General features: G+C 44.1%; 15 protein-coding genes. 10 read left to right on the top strand and 5 right to left on the bottom strand.

Annotation, left to right across the window (positions count from 1 at the left end; genetic code table 11):
• Nucleotides 1–166 precede the first annotated feature (166 nt).
• The 10 genes from PSYCG_RS06100 to cysE all read left to right on the top strand — a co-directional run bounded on the left by PSYCG_RS06100 (nt 167) and on the right by cysE (nt 13,693).
• Complete coding sequence (locus PSYCG_RS06100; protein ID WP_020443417.1) at nt 167–1,153, top strand: proline racemase family protein; 987 nt, start codon at nt 167–169, stop codon at nt 1,151–1,153.
• Between the two features lie 131 nt (nt 1,154–1,284).
• The gene (locus tag PSYCG_RS06095; RefSeq protein WP_020443416.1) at nt 1,285–2,532 is read left to right on the top strand and encodes an NAD(P)/FAD-dependent oxidoreductase; all 1,248 of its coding nucleotides are present in this window, start codon (nt 1,285–1,287) and stop codon (nt 2,530–2,532) included.
• A gap of 104 nt (nt 2,533–2,636) precedes the next feature.
• A complete protein-coding gene (gene dapA, locus PSYCG_RS06090) occupies nt 2,637–3,518 on the top strand; it encodes a 4-hydroxy-tetrahydrodipicolinate synthase (protein WP_020443415.1) in 882 nt (293 codons plus the stop codon).
• A 111-nt stretch (nt 3,519–3,629) separates the two neighbouring features.
• Nucleotides 3,630–5,126 (top strand): aldehyde dehydrogenase, encoded by a 1,497-nt coding sequence (locus tag PSYCG_RS06085; protein ID WP_020443414.1) that lies wholly within the window; start codon nt 3,630–3,632, stop codon nt 5,124–5,126.
• Nucleotides 5,127–5,215: 89 nt separating this feature from the next.
• Nucleotides 5,216–6,664, top strand: a complete 1,449-nt coding sequence (locus PSYCG_RS06080; RefSeq protein ID WP_020443413.1) for an alanine/glycine:cation symporter family protein — start codon at nt 5,216–5,218, stop codon at nt 6,662–6,664.
• A gap of 332 nt (nt 6,665–6,996) precedes the next feature.
• On the top strand, nt 6,997–10,758 hold the full coding sequence (gene dnaE, locus PSYCG_RS06075; RefSeq protein ID WP_020443412.1) for a DNA polymerase III subunit alpha: 3,762 nt from the start codon (nt 6,997–6,999) through the stop codon (nt 10,756–10,758).
• Nucleotides 10,759–10,850: 92 nt separating this feature from the next.
• Nucleotides 10,851–11,231 (top strand): Hpt domain-containing protein, encoded by a 381-nt coding sequence (locus tag PSYCG_RS06070; protein WP_020443411.1) that lies wholly within the window; start codon nt 10,851–10,853, stop codon nt 11,229–11,231.
• Nucleotides 11,231–12,109 (top strand): RNA methyltransferase, encoded by an 879-nt coding sequence (locus tag PSYCG_RS06065; RefSeq protein ID WP_020443410.1) that lies wholly within the window; start codon nt 11,231–11,233, stop codon nt 12,107–12,109. Before PSYCG_RS06070 ends, PSYCG_RS06065 begins: the two co-directional genes overlap by 1 nt.
• Before the next feature lie 86 nt (nt 12,110–12,195).
• The gene (locus PSYCG_RS06060; RefSeq protein WP_020443409.1) at nt 12,196–12,639 is read left to right on the top strand and encodes a YtoQ family protein; all 444 of its coding nucleotides are present in this window, start codon (nt 12,196–12,198) and stop codon (nt 12,637–12,639) included.
• 181 nt (nt 12,640–12,820) lie between these two features.
• Nucleotides 12,821–13,693, top strand: coding sequence for a serine O-acetyltransferase (cysE, locus tag PSYCG_RS06055; protein ID WP_410477350.1), 873 nt, complete (start codon nt 12,821–12,823; stop codon nt 13,691–13,693).
• A 61-nt stretch (nt 13,694–13,754) separates the two neighbouring features.
• Here cysE and PSYCG_RS06050 read toward each other — a convergent pair whose 3' ends face one another.
• The 5 genes from PSYCG_RS06050 to hisC all read right to left on the bottom strand — a co-directional run bounded on the left by PSYCG_RS06050 (nt 13,755) and on the right by hisC (nt 19,473).
• Nucleotides 13,755–14,270, bottom strand: a complete 516-nt coding sequence (locus tag PSYCG_RS06050; RefSeq protein ID WP_020443407.1) for a 2-amino-4-hydroxy-6-hydroxymethyldihydropteridine diphosphokinase — start codon at nt 14,268–14,270, stop codon at nt 13,755–13,757.
• A complete protein-coding gene (gene folB / locus PSYCG_RS06045) occupies nt 14,260–14,682 on the bottom strand; it encodes a dihydroneopterin aldolase (protein WP_011513541.1) in 423 nt (140 codons plus the stop codon). Before folB ends, PSYCG_RS06050 begins: the two co-directional genes overlap by 11 nt.
• Before the next feature lie 50 nt (nt 14,683–14,732).
• Nucleotides 14,733–15,692, bottom strand: a complete 960-nt coding sequence (gene rarD, locus PSYCG_RS06040) for an EamA family transporter RarD (protein WP_041772536.1) — start codon at nt 15,690–15,692, stop codon at nt 14,733–14,735.
• Between the two features lie 246 nt (nt 15,693–15,938).
• Nucleotides 15,939–18,281 carry a bifunctional prephenate dehydrogenase/3-phosphoshikimate 1-carboxyvinyltransferase gene (locus tag PSYCG_RS06035; protein WP_020443405.1) on the bottom strand — a complete coding sequence of 781 codons (2,343 nt, stop codon included), beginning with the start codon at nt 18,279–18,281 and terminating at the stop codon, nt 15,939–15,941.
• 49 nt (nt 18,282–18,330) lie between these two features.
• Nucleotides 18,331–19,473, bottom strand: a complete 1,143-nt coding sequence (gene hisC, locus PSYCG_RS06030) for a histidinol-phosphate transaminase (RefSeq protein ID WP_020443404.1) — start codon at nt 19,471–19,473, stop codon at nt 18,331–18,333.
• Between the last annotated feature and the right edge of the window lie 60 nt (nt 19,474–19,533).

Here is a 19,533-nt window from a genome sequence, read left to right as displayed (position 1 = left end):
CCGAGCCACTATGCAGGAATGCGCATTTTTTCATCAAAAAACAGCAAGACGCTGTATCTAAAAAGGTTCATTCTATATACAGACCGCGTTAACAAGATAGTGCTGACAAGGTCTAGCAAACAACAATGGAATATTACTTTTTCACGGATGAATTAGGGCGTCGGTCATGTCTTCTATATTATTTAATTTTAAAATTATTGACTCGCATACGGGCGGTGAGCCCACTCGTATGGTCTATGACGGCTTTCCTGAACTTGTAGGCGACACTCTTCAAGATAAACTGCAATACTTCAAAAAAAAATTCGATCATCTGCGCCAAAGTATCATCCTAGAGCCACGCGGCAATGATGTTCTTGTCGGTGCGTTACTCTTCCCTGCTACCAATCCTAAAGCCACAGCGGGCGTTATTTTCTTTAACAATGCTGGTTATTTGGGCATGTGCGGACATGGCACGATTGGCGTTATCGCCTCGTTGGCTTATCAACGAAAGATATCGGCAGGCGTGCACTGGCTAGAGACTCCTGTCGGTCTGGTTAAAGCAACCTTACATGATGATGGCAGCTGTAGTGTACAAAACGTCCCCTCTTACCGTTATAAAAAGCAAGTTGACGTTCACGTTTCTGAATTAGGGGTTATCCGTGGCGACATCGCTTGGGGTGGCAATTGGTTTTTTTTAGTCAGTGAGCATGGACAAGACATTCAAGCAAATAATGTCGAAAAATTGACTCAAGTAACCATGCAAATTAAGCAAGCATTGGTCGCTGCTAATATCACTGGCGAAAACGGCGGCGAGATTGACCACATCGAGTTGTTTGCCGATAGCGATGATGACCAAGTCGATAGTAAAAACTTCGTTTTGTGTCCAGGTTCAGCTTACGATCGCTCTCCTTGTGGTACGGGCACCAGTGCCAAACTTGCCTGCTTAGCGGCTGATAACCGTCTAGCACCTGAACAACTCTGGCAGCAACAAGGCATAGTCGGCAGCGTATTTACTGGCAGCTACCAACATGCCACTGATCTCAACAATACAGAATCTACAACCTACCCTGAGCACACGATCATCCCAAGGATTCGTGGTCATGCTTATGTTTGTGCCGAGACCACACTCATTGTGCAAGAAAACGATCCCTTTAAATGGGGCATCCCGCCTTAATGAGGTCATAGCATTGTTTATGAAATGACTTGATTTATTAAGTGGCCTAATTTATGAAATGACATATGTATTGATAAACGCGTAAACACTATCAAGAGTGCTTAATCGACAGAACGTAAACGAGAAAAATTATGACTACCTCAAACGTCGACTTACATATCATTGGTGGCGGCATTATCGGCCTAGCGGCTGCGGTGACGTTGCAAGCGCGAGGCGTAAAGGTCGCACTGGTGGACGCCAATGAAGTGGGTCAAGGCGCATCATTAGGTAACGCCGGTCATATCGCTACCGAGCAAGTATTCCCCATTGCTGATGCCAGCATGCTCCGTCATGTACCCGCCATGTTGTTGAATCCGACTGGACCGCTGCGTATAGACTGGCGCTATCTGCCACGCTTGATGCCTTGGGCAATGCAATTGCTCATGAATATGCGCCCTGAGCCATTTGAGCGGATTCATCAAGCGTTGTTAAGCTTAAATAAAAACAGCCTGCAAGCATGGCAGGGTTTTGCTGATCAGTGGCAACTGGGTGATTGGATACAAGTAAAGGGGTCGTTATTAACGGTTGAAGAGCCTAGTAGTCTTGAGCTATTAACAGCACACGGTAAACGTCTCAATGACATTGATGTGAGCAATGAGCTGCTGAGCAAAGAGGATTTATTAGAGCGTGAGCCTGCCTTACAAGATAACCAATTAGCGGCGTTATTTTTCCCAAATACAGGACATATCACTAATTTAAAAGCCGTTATCAATCAGCTTCACGATACCTTTAGACAATTGGGCGGTCATGTCATTGAACATTGCCGCGTCCTTGCTGCGACTAGTGATGCAGATGGTATTCATCTAACCACCAGTCAAGGTGATATGACCGTGTCCAAAGTGCTGCTAGCAGCAGGCGCCCACTCTAAAGCCTTGGCCAAGCAACTAACTGGAGTCAACATCCCTTTAGATACTGAACGCGGTTATCACTTGATGCTACCGCGTGAAAGCGCGCGCTTACAGATTCCTGTATCGAGTTTGGATCGGCGCTTTGTCATGACCCCGATGCAAGAAGGCCTACGTTTGGCCGGTACGGTGGAGTACGCAGGACTTGATGCGCCTGCCAATATGCAGCGTGCACATATGCTATTAAAACATGCGCAGCCTATGTTAAAAGCTCCGTTAAATGCTAGCGATAGTGTGTCATGGATGGGTTTTCGTCCATCGACCGCAGACTCCTTACCAGTCATCGACAAAATAGAGCGCGTATTTTTAAGCTTTGGTCATCAGCATTTAGGTTTAACGCAAGCTGTCGTTAGTGCGCAAATGATTGCCAAATACTACTTTGATGAAGACCATACGATCGATCCAAAACCGTATCAACTTGCCCGCTTTAAATAAGCTATTTATTAAACGTTTATGAACCAAGTAAAAATCAACCGATTCAGCATTGAATCATTACCCGTTAAACCACCATCAATATCAACACCAATAAGGATAGTCTCATGAACATAAATGGAATTTTAGTCCCAATCGTTACTCCTTTCGACAATAACGGTAACGTTGATGCGCAAAAACTAGCGACACTGGTCGAAGCTTTTATCGACAAAGGCGTAGCCGGTATCGTCGCTTGCGGTACCACAGGGGAATACTATACCTTTTCGGCAGCAGAGCGCGAGCTGGTATTGACCACTATCGCTGAAGCCGCAAAAGATAAAGGCGCTGAGAATAAAGTCACTCTGATTGCAGGTATCAACAGCTTATCGACTGACCACTCTATTGAACTTGCTGCACAAGCCAAAGCCTTAGGTTATGACGGCCTTATGCTATCTGCACCTCCTTATAGCCTACCTGAACAAGATGGTGTCATCGCTCACTTCGAAAAAGTCGCGGATGCCAGTGAGCTGCCGATTATTATGTACAACTTCCCTGATCGTGTCGGCGTTGCTATTGAATTTGATACCGTTGCTCATCTAGCTAAACACTCCAATATCGTCGGCGTAAAAGAAAGTAGCGGCGACTTTAGTCATGCGCTACGCATGCTGCAAGCTAATTTTGATGACTTTGAGGTGGTCTGTGGTTGTGATGATCAGCCCGTTGATTTCTTCTTTTGGGGTGCAAAAAGCTGGATCGCAGGCGCAGCGAACGTCTTCCCAGCAGAACAAGTTTCATTATTTAATGCCACTCAGCAAGGGGACTGGGATAAAGCCAAGCAAATCATGAGTGAGATTTATCCTGCTATTCATTCTATGGAATCTGGCAACTACAACCAAAAAGCCAAAGCGGGCTGCTTAAAAGGCAGTATGGATGTTGGCTCAGTTCGTGTGCCATTAACTGACATGCCAGAAGATGAAAAAGCAGCGTTTTTAGCCTTACTATCTAAATAGCACTCAGCTCAGCTTAGTAGAAATAATGTCAAGGATAACCCACGCTAAATTTGATGCCGTATTCAAATCTCGAATCGATGGCATCAAATTTAGCAGACAAGGATTAGAAAAATGAGCACTAAAGAACAAGCCACTAAAGAGCAAGTATTTGAGAAAGCAAAACAGCAGCAATTATGGGCGGGTCACTTAATAGCAGCAGATGGCTTATCAGAAGCTACTTTGGACAATTACACGCCGATTGATAACAGTATTATCGGTCAGATTGCTTCAGGTACTAGCGATGATGTCGGTACTGCCGTGCAAGTCGCTCGCGATGCTTTTGAAAACGGTGAATGGCGTCGTCTGGCTCCTGCTGAGCGCAAGGCTATTATGCAGCGCTGGTGTGCACTCATGCATGAGCACGTCGAGGAGCTGGCAGCATTAGATTGTGTGGATGCGGGCAAGCCGATTACCGAATGCTTAAACACTGACATGCCAGCGACTATTGAAACTTTTGAATGGTATGCCGAGGCCGCTGATAAGGTATTTGGCAAAGTCGCGCCGACAGGTAGCGCAGCTTTAGGACTTATCGTGCAAGAGCCCATTGGTGTCGTTGGTGCGGTATTACCTTGGAACTTCCCAGCCCAAATGTACGCTTGGAAAGTCGCCCCTGCTCTCATTATGGGCAACTCCGTTATTGTTAAACCTGCTGAGCTGACCTCTCTATCGGCTTATCGTTTAACCGAGCTTGCCTATGAAGCTGGCGTGCCCAGAGAAGCGCTGCAAATGGTCTGTGGCCTTGGTGAAAATGTCGGTGCCGCACTTGGGCAGCATATGGATGTCGATATGGTTTCGTTCACTGGCTCGACTGAGGTCGGACGTTTGTTCTTACAGTATTCGGCACAAAGCAATCTAAAAGAAATCGTCTTAGAATGCGGCGGTAAAAGCCCACAAATCGTCTTTGATGATGCCGTACTCGATGATGCTGCCATTAACGACATCTTATCAGCCGCATTTTGGAATATGAGTGAAAATTGTAGTTGCGGCTCGCGCTTGTTAGTCCACAGCAGTCAAAAACAAGCGCTGCTTGAGCAGCTAAAAAATGGCTTAAAAGATTGGAAGGTCGGCTCACCTTACAACCCTGATACTGCCATTGGCCCTATGATTGAAAAAGCACATTTCGATAAGGTTTGTCATTACTTACAGACTGCAAAAGAGGAAGGCGCAACGATCGTTGCAGGTGGCAACATTCGTGAAGATTTAGGCAGTGGCTGGTATATCGAGCCGACGATATTTGACGATGTCAGCGCTGACATGACTTTGTTTAAAGAAGAAGTCTTTGGCCCTTTGCTGGCGGTGACAAGCTTTGAGACTGAAGAAGAAGCCATCAAATTAGCCAATGAGAGCAACTATGGGCTCGCCGCTTCTTTTTACACCCAGAACATCAAGCGCGCTTATCGTGTGGCATCGTCCATTAAAGCGGGTACGGTTTCCATCAATGGTTTTTCAGAAGGTGATATAACGACACCGTTTGGCGGTTATAAGCAATCAGGGTTTGGCGGTCGTGACAATGGTTTAGAAGCCTTAGCACAATACGCACAGACCAAAACCATTTGGCTGGTTAATTAACAAACGTATTCAGTCAGTACAGTCATCAATTAAAACAACAGCTTAAATGATTTAAGCCTTTAGTCACATACTTACAGGGAAGTAAGGCCATGGAAGCGATTATTAATACCATCGTCGGCTATATATGGAGCGATGCGTTAGTTTATTTGGCACTCGGTGTCGGCATTTATTTTACCGTGATGACCCGCGGTGTACAGTTTCGCTATCTTAAAGAGATGGTTAGGCTGTTGTTTGACAAGCAAACCTCAACCCAAGGTATTAGCTCATTCCAAGCCTTTAGTATGGCCTTATCAGGCCGAATCGGCGTCGGTAACATTGCAGGGGTTGCCACCGCTATCGCAGCTGGTGGACCTGGCGCAGTATTTTGGATGATAGTCATGGGTCTGCTTGGCGGTGCCAGTGCCTTTATCGAATCAACACTTGCACAGGTATATAAGCATACCGTTGATGACCAGTATCGTGGCGGCTCACCCTTTTATATCGAGCGTGGCCTAAAGATGAAACCCTTTGCTATTTTAGTAGCTACGGTGACTTGTCTTTCTTATGGTGTTTTGGTGCCTGGCGTACAGGCCAACACCATCGCTGATTCTTTTAATACCGCTTTTAACATCCCACCTGTTGCAACTGGTTTCATTATCGTTGCGCTGTTAGGATTTATCATATTTGGTGGCATAAAACGTATTGCAAGCTTCGCTGGCAAGGTCGTGCCTATTATGGCGATCGGCTATGTTTTGATGATGATCATCGTCTTAGTGTTTAACGCCTCAAACCTACCAGCCATGTTCGCCTTGATTTTCAAAAGCGCGTTTGGTATGGATGCTGTATTTGGCGGTATCGTTGGTCTAGCCATATCTTGGGGTGTCCGCCGTGCGGTATTCTCTAACGTTGCTGGTGCAGGCGAAGCAACTTTCAGCTCAGCAGCTGCAGAAGTATCTCATCCTGCCAAGCAAGGCTTAGTACAGAGTTTTTCTATCTATATCGATACGGTTGTTGTCTGTACCGCTACTGCACTTATGATCTTATCTACTGGTATGTATAACGTCATTCCAGCAGAAGGCTTGGTACTAGTCGAAAACATGCCAGGCATTGAAGCTGGAACCGCATTTACCCAAGCAGCTGTATCGACAGTGTTTAGCCAATATGGAAGTGGCTTTGTCGCTATCGCCATCTTCTTGTTTGCCTTTACCTGCTTGATTGCTTATTACTATATTGCTGAGACCACGCTAGTATACTTAGACAATAAATTGCGCTACCCTGTTTTAAAACCATTATTAAAAATAATATTCTTAATAGTTTGCTTTACCGGTAGCATGCAGTCTGTTGGCGTGATGTGGGCGCTAGGTGATATTGGTTTTGGCAGCATGTGTTACCTTAACTTCATCGCTATCGTATTACTCAGTAAAACGGCGCTAAAAGTGTTAAAAGACTATGATGAGCAAATGAAGCTGGGACTTGACCCTGTCTTTGACCCTAGAAAAGCAGGCGTTGAAAATGCAGACTTTTGGATAGAATATAATGATAGACATCATAAGCGTTAAATTCTAGCTAAATAATCGTAATTTTTCCCCATATAAGCCTCCTATATCATAATGATGTAGAAGGCTTTTTTCTATTATTAGGCCCATTATCAATAACATACTATGCTATTTGATAACTCCGAATGAGTGGCTGTATGTACCAAACAATGCTATTATTAGCAGCTGAGATAAAGCTTATATAGCACAGTTATCGGCATACTAATTTATTAATAATTTAATACAAGATATTGATATAATAAGTTTTATATAATAAATCACTAGCGGTCTTTCTTAATTTATCTCTGACACTAACTCGTACCATTTCCTTTTGTTTGCATCCGTAAGAGTCTTCTATGGCATTTGTACACCTTGGCATCCACAGCGAATATTCTATTACCGATTCTATCGTCCGTATCAAGCCGTTGGTTAAAGCGGCGGCGGCAGACAATCAAAGCGCCCTTGCCTTGACGGATCTATCCAACCTGTATGCAACGGTGAAATTCTATCGTGCCTGCTTAGGTGCAGGTATCAAGCCCATTATCGGCAGCGAAGTCATCATGGAGAATGAAGACACGCGCTTAACTTTATTGGCGATGAACAACGAAGGCTATCAAAACATCACTCGTATCGTATCGCTTGGCTTCACCGAAGGACGTGCTGATCCTGTTAATCACGGTACTCCTGTTATTAAACGCAGCCATATTTTAGCGCATGCGGCAGGTGTCATTGTCTTATTCACTGAAAAGTCAGACGTTGGGCAAGCATTGATTGGCTCCATGCCAGAAAAAGCCGATGAGCTACTGACAGAATGGCAAGCGCAGTTTGCTGATCGCTTATATTTTGCGATTAAACGCACCAATCGTACTGGCGAAGATGCCTTTATTAAAGCTGCTATTCATTCAGGTGCTAAGCACAACATCCCCATCATTGCCCATAATGACGTGCGCTTCTTAAAGCAAGATGATTTTGATGCTCATGAAGCGCGAGTTTGTATTGCTGGCTCTTATGTACTTGCCGACCAAAATCGCCCACAGACTTATTCAGATGAGCAGTACCTCAAGACCCAAGCGCAGATGGAACAGCTATTTGCTGATATTCCGCAGGTGATTGATAATACCTTGCGCTTAGCAACTCGCTGTAATGTGACCTTGACGCTGGGTATTAATGTCCTACCAGAGTTTCCAGTACCTGAGGGCGAGACCACTGAATCTTTCTTTCGCTTAGAATCGCAGCGTGGGCTTGACAATCGTTTAGACAAGCTCTTTCCAGTTGACGCGCGCAGTGATAATTGGAGTGATATCCGCCAAAGATACGATGACCGCTTAGAGTATGAGCTCAAGGTTATCTTATCAATGGGATTCCCCGGTTATTTCCTGATCGTGATGGACTTTATCCGCTGGGCAAAAGCCAATGGCGTACCAGTCGGTCCCGGTCGTGGTTCTGGTGCAGGCTCTCTCGTGGCTTATGCGCTCAATATTACCGACCTCGACCCTATTCATTACGATCTACTATTTGAGCGCTTCTTAAATCCTGAACGTGTCTCAATGCCCGATTTCGATATTGACTTTTGTATTGAAGGTCGTGATCGCGTCATTGATTATGTGGCGCAAACTTATGGGCGTGAAGCGGTGTCGCAGATTATTACCTTTGGTACCATGGCAGCAAAAGCAGTGGTACGAGATGTGGCGCGGGTACAAAGCAAATCATACTTTCTTGCCAGTAAAATGTCGAAACTTATCCCAAAAACTCCCGGTATCACGCTCAGTCAGGCGCTTGAGCAAGAGCCGCAACTTAAAGACTTAATCTCCAATCCTGATAATATGGATTATGAAGATGCTATCGAAGTATGGGAGATGGCGATTAAGCTGGAAGGTGTGTGTCGAAACGTCGGTAAACATGCCGGTGGCGTACTAATCGCCCCGCATAAAATCACCGATTTTAGCGCCATTTATTGTGATGATGAAGGTCACCGCGTCAGTCAGTTTGATAAAGATGATGTTGAAGCGGTTGGGCTGGTGAAGTTTGACTTTTTGGGTCTACGTAACTTGACCGTGATTGATGCTGCTGTCAGAAATATCAACCTGCGCCGTGCAAAAGAAGGCAAAGATGCGTTGGTGTTAGAAGACCTGCCGTTAGATGATGCTAAAGCCTACAAGCTCTTGCAAGATGCTAAGACCACTGCTGTCTTTCAGCTTGAAAGTATGGGTATGAAAAAATATTTGGCGAAATTACAACCGACCAACATCGAAGACGTGATTGCCATGTGTGCGCTGTATCGCCCAGGTCCACTCGATGCAGGCATGGTAGAGATGTATATCGACCGTAAGCATGGTCGCGAAGAAGTCATTTATGACCATCCCAATCTTGAGCCGATTTTAGAAAACACTAACGGCGTTATCGTCTATCAAGAACAAGTGATGCAAATCTCGCAGGTGATGGCTGGCTATAGCTTAGGCGGTGCTGATATGCTCCGCCGAGCTATGGGTAAAAAGAAACCTGAAGAGATGGCAAAACAGCGCGATATTTTTGTCACGGGTGCTACGGCACAAGGTATTGATGAAGCGACATCAGGGGGCGTATTTGACTTGATGGAAAAGTTCGCCGGTTACGGTTTTAACCGCTCGCATTCTGCCGCATATGGCGTACTTGCTTATCAGACCGCGTATCTAAAGCAGTACTACCCTGCTGAATTTATGGCGGCGGTATTGACATCAGATATGAACAACACCGATAACGTCGTGTTCTTTATCAATGACTGCCGTGAAAACTTTGATTTGACCGTGGTTAATCCATCGGTTAATCGTAGTGAGTGGCATTTTGTTGCTGATACCCCGACCAATATTATTTATGGCTTGGGTGCGATTAAAGGGGTCGGTGAAGGCGCGGTCGAGTCTATTGTCGATGCACGAAGACGTGAAGGACCTTTTAAAGATCTATATGATTTTTGCCGTCGCGTTGATATCAAAAAGGTCAATAAACGCACGCTTGAAGCCTTGGTAAGTGCTGGCTGTTTTGATGACTTTGCGGCGACTTTACGTCCAGACTTGCCAGCCGATGAAGCCTACGAGATTCGCGGTGCATTAATGAGTCAGCTGCCAAGTGCGGTACAGGCGGCTGAGCAAGACCGTCAAAACCGTGAAATCGGTATGATGGATTTGTTTGGTGAAATGGATGGTGTCGTCGGTGCCCCACCACTCGTTATGACGCCAGAGCTAATTTGGGGTGATAAACACCGCCTAAAAGCAGAGAAAAATACTCTAGGGCTTTATTTGACCGGACATCCTATCGATGAATATCGAGACGAGCTCAAACGCTATACCTCAGGTGCTCGTCTCGATAAATTGACTGATACGGGCTATAACGGTAGCTGCTATTTTGCTGGTCTTGTCATTGATATCGCCAACTTTGGTACTCGTAACGTTATTACTTTAGACGATGGGACATCAAGGTTAGAGGTCAGCTGTTATGCTGAGCGCTTTAACCGTGTTAAAGAACAGTTAAAAATAGATGAAGTCGTCATAATTAAAGGCAGCATCCGTGAACGTGATGGGCGTTTATTTGCTCGTCTTGATAATGCCATGAGTATGGTCGATGCTCGCCTAAGATGGCTCAAAAAAATCAGTATTAAAATTCATGGTAGTGATATCGAGCTGCTGACACGCATGCAGCCTTTACTGAAATCGGCACAAGTCAGCATGATTCCAGTACCAAAAACATCTCATAACGATGAGCAAGACGAGCAAGACGAGCAAGACGAGCAAAGCGACAATACTAATAACAATAGTTTTGTCGGTTATAATACCTCAATGGGTGGCAGTCTATATGATGAAAATGGTAATGATTTATTGGCATTAGAGAATAATATGGCACAAGATGCTTATTTAAACGACACTGACCAAAGCCTAAGTAACAAAAGCTACGCCAACAACGCTTTGAGCAACACCGACGTCTCTATTAGAGATAATTGCCTACCCCTTGGACTCAGTATTTATGAAGAATATGGCATTGCCAATGTAGGACTGTCTGAGCATTGGCGCATCTATCCAAATGATGATAATTTACAGCAGCTAAAAAGCATGATTAGCGAAGATAACTTACATTTTCACTACAGCTAACGAATGTATTATCGTTAGCATATTCATTAGTAGGAAAATATTTATTATAATAATTCTTTCTGCGCTAACTTTAATCCTATTGGAACATGACTATGGCTACTATTACGAACAAAGATATGACCGCCATAACTGATGACGAGATTATCAATACTGAGCAGTTTGAAGATATGCGCGACTTATTAGAAGAAGACTTTGTCGATTTGATACAAGTCTATTTTACTGATTGTCGTCGCCGTATCACAAAACTAAGACAAGCTCAGCAAGAAGAAGATAATGCCAATGGCTTTGAGCTTGCTCATGCACTAAAAGGAGCCAGTGTCAATTTGGGCGCAACCCAAATGACGCGTCTTGGCAGTCAATTGCAAGAGCTTTGCCGTAAGCGTCTTATCAGCGAACAAGCCCCTCTTATCGAGGACATCGCAGTTGCATTGCAACGTGCTGAGCAAGACATCAACCAGCGACTAGGACAATAATGAGTAACAATGCACCCTTATCTTTAGCAACAGCAGTACCAAACGTCAGCAATTATTTGTCTTGTGTTCAAGTAGTGATGGTCAATACGACATTGCCTGCCAATATTGGTTCAGCAGCACGCGCCATGCACACCATGGGGTTATCGAGATTGACGGTGGTTGATCCGAAATTACCGATTGATGACACTAGCGTTTCTCATGCTGCTGGTGGCAGTGATTTGCTATCATCAGCAATCATCGCACCAACGCTTGAGTCTGCTATCGCTGATTGCCAGTTGGTATTTGCGGCCAGTAGTCGTAGCCGTCATTTGCCGCGTCCTGTGGTCACGCCGACACAAGCTGCCAAAATCATGCTGGATTTTATTGATAAGCAAAGCACGATTGACGGGCACGACATTAATACAGCGCCCAATATTGCCATCCTGTTTGGGCGTGAAGATCGCGGCTTGACCAATGAAGAATTGGCTTATGCTGACTATCATGTTCAAATTGATGCCAATCCTGCTTATCCAGTGCTCAATGTCGCTTCAGCCGTTCAAGTGATCGCAAGCTTTATTTATGCTTATGCACAAACTCATATCCAAGCTGACAGCGAAGTTAATGATATAGCACAGGTAACTGACAACCTAGAGACGCTTGAACAAGGGATGCTTAATACCTATGTGCGCCAGCAATGGGATGAGCCAGCGATTACTCAACAGCAATTGCAACTGCTTACTGAGCGTACCACTGCATTGATGGTTCAACACAAACTGGCAGATAGTGAAAACTTAAAATCGCTGCCATCACGCTTATCTAGACTCGGTTCACGTATTCAGCTCGACCAAAAAGAGTATCAATTACTCAGTGCTCTGCTAGCAAAACTTTTAAAAGACTAACATTCAATAAGTTAATTTTCTTGCCACTATGGGCATTATTAGTAGTACAGGTAGTTATATCATTTAACAATAAAAAGGGATTTACGATGAATTGGACTGTTTACTTATCCGGAGAAATACACACTGACTGGCGACAGAAAATTATGCAAGGCGCGAAAGACCAGGGTTTAGACATTACCTTTATCTCAGCAGTGACTGAGCATGAAGCCAGCGATGCGGCAGGTGATGTACTCGGTAAAGATGACAATGGATTCTGGCGCGATCATAAATCATCCAAAGTTAATGCGATTCGCACCAAAAATATGATCCAAAAGTGTGACATTGCTATTATTCGTTTCGGTGATAAATATAAGCAGTGGAACGCCGCATTCGATGCCGGTTATTGCGCCGCGTTGGGCAAACCGTATATCACATTGCATGCTGAGGATATTATTCATCCGCTAAAAGAAGTGGATGCCGCGGCAATGGCATGGGCGCAAACGCCTGAGCAGATTGTTGAATTGCTCAAATATATTGTCAGTGATAGCTAAAGGATAATCGTCTGTAGATGAAGCGCTAATTATTGGCGTTTTATCTACAGACGATTTTTTATTTAAAGTACATTGCTATATTTTTTGCTATAAAACTGCTATAACTAAAGAGATTGTAACCAAAAATACGATAGGACGATTTATGTCATTGCCAACTGCTTTATTCAAATCGCTCGTCCGCATCAAAAGAGACCTAAAAGAAGATATCGATGCGGTATTCAATCGCGACCCTGCTGCGCGTAATAGTCTAGAGGTAATCTTAACTTACCCTGGCATCCACGCGCTTATTCTACATCGCGGCGCGCATTGTCTTTGGCAAAATGAGCAAAAGCTTGCGGCTCGAGTGATTTCTTATGGCTCGCGTATCATCACTGGTATCGAGATTCATCCTGCTGCTAAGATCGGTCGTCGGTTTTTTATTGACCATGGCATGGGTATCGTCATTGGCGAGACAGCAGAGATTGGTAATGATGTGACCCTTTATCATGGCGTCACGCTTGGCGGCGTTTCTTGGAATAATGGCAAACGCCACCCTACTTTGGAAGATGGCGTCATCGTCGGTGCCGGTGCTAAAGTATTAGGACCATTCACTGTTGGTAAAGGCGCTAAAATTGGTTCAAATGCTGTCGTGGTTAAAGCAGTGCCAGCAGGCGCAACCATGGTCGGTAATGCTGCGCGTATGATATCAGAGCATCATGACGAAAAAGGCAATCCTATTACGACCAAAGTCAATGATGCAAATCAACAAGAAAAAGCGGTGCAAGCTGCTTCTACCGAGAACCCTGCAGATAAAAAACCAACGAATCACACAGCGCGCGAAACCACTTTTCAAGCTTATGGCATTGATCCCATGTCACAAGACCCTGTTGCTGAAGCCTTTGCTAAAATGCTTGAACATATTCAACAATCAGAAAATCGTTTAGATCAACTACAAACTGCCATGTGCAAAATCGATCCTAACTTTTGCAAAAAAGAATATGACAAATTGTGCTTAGAAGATTTGGACGTGATTGGCAAAAGTGACATGAATGAGATAGGTGCTGAATCGCAATAACCTTTTATTCTTGGGCTGAGTTTAGTATTAAGCTCAGCTTAGATTTTTCGTTTTACAACTGTCAAATCCCCGCTACCAATTCTTTTATCCCTGCTCTCTCATGCGCTTTAAATGGATAGCGATTTGCCATTATTATCCATTCAGAATCATTATTTTTGCTTAGGCTATTATCTTTATCCAATTTAACAAGCAATATATCAATATCCATCGTGACTTGTTTTATACTTGTGGATGATTCTTTTAAACGCTGTCTTTGACAATCGCACTCAAACTGTTTAAAAGATTGTTGTAGCTGCTGCAAGGTTACAGGCTTTGCCAAAGACAAGTAAATGCACTGATTGGTATAATCAGGTTTTGGTAATTCTATAGTGGCAGTGAAGTCAGGATTTTGAAAGGCTGTTGAGAGTGTTATAGCACCAATACTTGTCAATCGCTCTCGGACACGCGGTAAGTGTATCTGCGCATCATGGTTGCTACCTAAGGCCAGTAGCACAGCTTTTACAGGCTGTGCTTGCAGCGTTTCAGGATCGCAGCTTATCAGTGATTCAAATAAATCAACCAAGGCTTTATGCATCATCAGACAAGCTAGTATTAGCTTGATTGGTAGATACGCTAGATGCGGCTTTGGCATAGCGGGTGATTTGTACACCAACTGCATCTGCTTGTTGAATAGCGGTAGGCTTAGCAATACTTAAGGAAATTTTATCGCAGCTATATTTTTCGAGCAATTTATCAGCGATTTGCCCAGCCAGATGTTCAAGTAACTGAGCCTTAATAGCTTGGCACCACGCACTGACATCATCACAAACTTCTTTGTAATTTAGCGCATCGTTTACATCATCTGAAACAGCAGCACGACTGATATCAGTTTCCATTGCGATGTCTATTAATAACGGCTGTGTAATGGCGCGCTCCCATTCATAAACGCCAATCACTGCCTCTACTTTTAAGCCTTTTACAAATACGACATCAGACTGGGTATGAAACATACAAGCATCCTTGTTAATGATATTTTTACTATCTATTTTAATTTGATGATTTATTTAGACGTTAATGCTTCTTCACGTAGGCGTGCTGCTTTTAGCTGCTTACTTGGGCGATGACGCCATAGATCGATACTGAATAATAGCAGACCCAGCCAAATTAAACCAAAGACTGCCAAACGATGTAAATCAAAAGGCTCATTGTAATAGAATACCGCCAAGAAGAAAATAAAGGTCGGCGTCAGATAATTCATAAAACTGAGGATACTATAAGCGACCAGCTTGGTGGATTTGTTAAACATCAATAGCGGTATCAGAGTAATAGGTCCTGCCAACATAAGCAGCCAAATAGAAGGCGTAAACCAAAAGCTGATATTACTACTCGCCACATCAGACTGCCAGAACCATGCGATAAAAATAGGCAATAGCATTGCTGTCTCAACAAACATTGCATCGACTGCTGTCAGAGGGGTTTGGCGCTGAATGGTGCCGTAAGTACTAAAGCTAAACGCCAATATTAACGATACCCACGGCAGGCTACCCAGCATGACAACTTGAATAACGACTGATAATAGCGCAAAACCAATTGCAACCCATTGCAAAGTACGCAGGCGCTCTTTGAACAGTAACATCGACAACCCTACGCCAACCAGTGGTCCAATAAAGTACCCCAAACTGGCCTCTAAAATCTGGTTGTTATTGACCGCCCATACATAAGTGAGCCAGTTTATCGCGATGATAATACCTGACACAAAGGTATAGGCTATCCACCTCGGGTTTTTCTTTAGCGTGTCAATCCACTGCCAGCGCTTGGTCACTACTAACACGACTAAAAGACAAGCAAAGGTCCAAACAATACGGTGACCAATGATTTCAGTGGCATTATAGTCCGATAATTGCTTAAAGTATAAAGGAAAAGCGCCCCAGATAGAAAAAGCTATCAGCGCGGTGACAATACCACGTCTGGTCGTTCTAATGGGAGCAGCAGGTTTTTTGATGACATTTTGGGTAGTCATAAGATAGGACAACTTTTTAGAGCAAAGCGCACCCTCACCCAATTATTATCATTGATGGTAATTTGGTGTTAAGAGTACAGGGTCACTATAGATAGAATAAAAGGTAAAAAGCAATGAGTTGATACTAGAAATCGTATCAACTCATTGCTGCCGAAAACCATAATTAAAATAATAAAATCAACAATAAAATTAATAGCTCATTTTATTGCTAAGCTATTATCATTGGCTCAAATTAAAGTTATTGCGTTAAGCACTCACAACGTCAATAGACATGCCAATTTGGTTAGCAAGTTCTGCAAATCCTGGGAAGCTGGTATTGACGGTTTCAACGCCTTCAATGGTAATCTGCTTAGAGGCGCGTAAACTTGCAACCGCAAAACTCATAGCAATACGGTGGTCATGATGCGAGACAATATGTCCACCACCAAAAACCGCTTGGCTATTATTCACCTCATTACTCTGACCGACCGCCCCTTTACCTTCAATAATAAGACCATCTTCAGTAACGGTACAGTCAACGCCTAATGTCTGCAAGCCTTCTGCCATTACTGCAATGCGATCTGACTCTTTGACACGCAGCTCTTTTGCGCCCGTTAAAACAGTGCGACCTTGGGCGCAGCTGGCTGCGATAAATAATACAGGAAATTCGTCAATGGCAAGTGGTACTAGATACTCTGGTATTTCAATACCGACCAAGTTTGAGCTTCGAATAGTAATATCCGCTACTGGCTCACCGCCAACATGAGTCTCATTACTTAAGCTGATATCCGCTTGCATCAGCTTGAGAATATCAATAATGCCAGTACGCGTAGGATTGATACCGACTTGCTTCAAAGTCAACTCGCTACATTGGCTAATAGCTGCAGCCACCATAAAAAATGCTGCCGATGAGATATCAGCAGGTACTGCGATATTACCGCCTGTGAGCGTGCCGCCGCCTTCAACACTGATACGATTGCCATCGACCGTTACTGGATAACCAAAAGCTGAAAGCATACGCTCGGTATGATCGCGGCTAACTTCAGGTTGAGTAACGGTTGTGGTGCCTTCCGCCCAAAGTCCAGCCAGCAATAAGCAAGATTTAATCTGTGCAGAAGCAACTGGCATATCGTATTCAACCCCTTGTAGAGGTTTGCCAACACTATCTCGACCAATAATACTCAGTGGCGCTGTACCTTTTTGACCGGTGCTTTGAATCACCGCACCCATCTCACGTAATGGTGCTGCCACACGCTCCATTGGACGCTTATTTAGGCTAGTGTCACCCGTCAATACGCTATCAAATGCTTGCGCTGCTAAGATGCCTGAAAGCAGACGCATACTGGTGCCAGAATTGCCCATATATAAAGGTGTTTTGCTTGGCTTTAAGCCATTCATACCAACGCCATGAATGGTTAAATTACCATTATCAGGACCTTCAATGGTCACGCCCATATCGCGAAACGCTTGCAAAGTGGCAAGCGCATCTTCCCCTTCCAAAAATCCAGTCACTTTAGTTACGCCAGTAGCAAGGCTACCAAGCATGATACTACGGTGAGAGATAGACTTATCCCCAGGAATGGCAATAGTGCCAGAGACGGTGTTGCTTGGGGTGATATTATAAGAAGCTGACATGGCAGAAGTATCCGTATAAGGGGTGCTGGCTAACATATGGCCAAAATGTCGCCGTGCGGCTTGCGCGCGGCCCAAAAGTCCCATCAGGGCGGTTGAATCTTTATCAATGATAAGCTGACGAATATCATTTAAATAAACGCTGTACTCATCAAGAGCGCTTACAATCGCGTTTTGGTTGGCAAAAAATATATCATGCCACATTTTAGGGTCGCTGGCAGCAATGCGGGTAAAATCACGAAAACCACCTGCGGCATAGCGGAAAATATCTAAATTATCATCATGGCTTGCCAGCTGTTCGACCAAATTAAAGGCGAGCAAATGCGGTAAATGACTGGTATGTGCCAATATAGAATCATGATGAGCGGCATCCATCGGCATGACGCTTGCACCCACTGCTTCCCATAACTGGCTTAGCTTGGCAATTGCTATATGGCTAGTCGTTTGGAGCTCACAGACAATAACGCTATGATTGACAAACAATGTAGCGCGGCGAGCATGATACCCTGAATTTTCGGCACCAGCAATTGGATGTGCAGGCACAAGCCCGACAGGCAATGTCTCGAACACAGTCTTGGCAGCATCAATAATATTAACTTTGGTACTGCATACATCGGTAATAATACAATCAATAGCAAGTAGACCACTATCCATTGCATTTTTGATATCTATAAATACCGCTTGTGCCGCTTGTACTGGTACCGCAATCACTATCAAGTCACTATTAGATATCACGTCATTAAGTACTGAGCTACCAGCGTCTAATAAACCGTGTTGAATAGCTTCCTCTAGACTTGGCTCGTGTCTATCGACTGCAACGATACGCTCAGCTAAACCATTGTCTTTAATCGCTTGCGCAAGACTTGCACCAATCAAACCCAAACCTATCACACACACTTGCTGGAATAGCGGCTGCGTAGAGGATGGAGTCAGTTTAGTTGCTGCTTGAATATTTACGGCGTGATTTATTTTTTGCATATTGTTTTAATTATTAGGTTGCTTATTAAATTACTTATTAGTTATTGATTTAATCATCGGTCAAAATAGAGCGCAAAGTATCAATCAGACGCATATTATCTTCTGCGACCCCTACACTAATACGCAGCCAATTATGCAAACCATAAACCTCTAGTTGTCGCACAATAACGCCTTGCTCAAGCAATGCCTGATAAATCACAGCAGCGTTTGTATCTTCCATTTCAACTTCGATTTCGACCATAATAAAGTTGGCATGTGACTTAATAAAACCCAATCCCAGTGCATCAAACTGTTTTTCTAACCAGCGCATCTGCTCGTTATTCATCAGACGAGTTTTTTCAATAAAGTCTTGATCCGCAAGTGCCGCTGCCGCTGCCGCCAGTCCAATGCGGCTCACATTAAATGGCTGACGAATGCGATTGAGTAAATCTGCCACAGCTACCGAGCTTAACGCATAGCCAACACGCAGACCTGCCAGCCCATAGGCTTTAGAAAAGGTGCGAACAATAACCACATTATCAAATTCATCTAACAGCGCCCGATTATTGCTCTCAGGGCTATATTCAATATAAGCTTCATCTAACACCACCAGTACTGAGCTTGGCACACTAGCGACAAACTCTCTCAGCTCAGCATGTTCAAGCTGCGTACCGGTTGGATTGTTCGGATTGGCAATAAAGACGATTTTGGTATTGGGGTTATCCTGAACCGCTTGGCTCATAGCTTTTAGGTCATGACCAAAGCGCTGAGCAGGCACTTCAACATCCATAGCACCCTGCATTTTAGCGAGCATCGAATAGACCACAAAGGCATACTGACTATAAACGATTGCATCATCTGCACCTACAAAACTACGCGCCAAGATATCGAGCAAATCATCAGAGCCATTACCCAAAGTAATCTGATCAACATTGACATCATTAAAATCAGCCAATGCTTGCTTTAGATAATAACCATTGCCATCAGGATAACGTGACAGCTGACCTAGCTGTTCAGTAATCGCTAGCGTAACGTGCGGTGAGCAGCCGATCGGATTCTCATTACTGGCAATTTTTACCACATCTGAGACGCCATACTCTCGCGTTAGCTCTTCAATAGGCTTACCAGTTTGATACGGTGCCAACGCCAAAATACTCTCGTAAGCAGGTACGAGCGGTAATAAATTTGACTCTGTCGATTGCGCAGACTGCATGATTAATCCTTAGATGTGATAACGCACCTATCATTGGCTAAGCCCATTAATGTCACTGGT

Origin of the sequence: Psychrobacter sp. G (assembly GCF_000418305.1) — a bacterium.
GTDB classification, from domain to species: domain Bacteria; phylum Pseudomonadota; class Gammaproteobacteria; order Pseudomonadales; family Moraxellaceae; genus Psychrobacter; species Psychrobacter cryohalolentis.
Note: the sequence above shows the minus strand (reverse complement) of the source record. Positions and strands in the feature narration are given on the sequence as shown.

Excerpts from the sequence above, each read along its gene's own strand:
- PSYCG_RS06100 (WP_020443417.1), top strand. The coding sequence starts at position 167 with ATGTCTTCTATATTATTTAATTTTAAAATTATTGACTCGCATACGGGC.
- PSYCG_RS06095 (WP_020443416.1), top strand. The coding sequence starts at position 1,285 with ATGACTACCTCAAACGTCGACTTACATATCATTGGTGGCGGCATTATC.
- dapA (WP_020443415.1), top strand. The coding sequence starts at position 2,637 with ATGAACATAAATGGAATTTTAGTCCCAATCGTTACTCCTTTCGACAAT.
- PSYCG_RS06085 (WP_020443414.1), top strand. The coding sequence starts at position 3,630 with ATGAGCACTAAAGAACAAGCCACTAAAGAGCAAGTATTTGAGAAAGCA.
- PSYCG_RS06080 (WP_020443413.1), top strand. The coding sequence starts at position 5,216 with ATGGAAGCGATTATTAATACCATCGTCGGCTATATATGGAGCGATGCG.
- dnaE (WP_020443412.1), top strand. The coding sequence starts at position 6,997 with ATGGCATTTGTACACCTTGGCATCCACAGCGAATATTCTATTACCGAT.
- PSYCG_RS06070 (WP_020443411.1), top strand. The coding sequence starts at position 10,851 with ATGGCTACTATTACGAACAAAGATATGACCGCCATAACTGATGACGAG.
- PSYCG_RS06065 (WP_020443410.1), top strand. The coding sequence starts at position 11,231 with ATGAGTAACAATGCACCCTTATCTTTAGCAACAGCAGTACCAAACGTC.
- PSYCG_RS06060 (WP_020443409.1), top strand. The coding sequence starts at position 12,196 with ATGAATTGGACTGTTTACTTATCCGGAGAAATACACACTGACTGGCGA.
- PSYCG_RS06050 (WP_020443407.1), bottom strand. The coding sequence starts at position 14,270 with ATGATGCATAAAGCCTTGGTTGATTTATTTGAATCACTGATAAGCTGC.
- folB (WP_011513541.1), bottom strand. The coding sequence starts at position 14,682 with ATGTTTCATACCCAGTCTGATGTCGTATTTGTAAAAGGCTTAAAAGTA.
- rarD (WP_041772536.1), bottom strand. The coding sequence starts at position 15,692 with ATGACTACCCAAAATGTCATCAAAAAACCTGCTGCTCCCATTAGAACG.
- PSYCG_RS06035 (WP_020443405.1), bottom strand. The coding sequence starts at position 18,281 with ATGCAAAAAATAAATCACGCCGTAAATATTCAAGCAGCAACTAAACTG.
- hisC (WP_020443404.1), bottom strand. The coding sequence starts at position 19,473 with ATGCAGTCTGCGCAATCGACAGAGTCAAATTTATTACCGCTCGTACCT.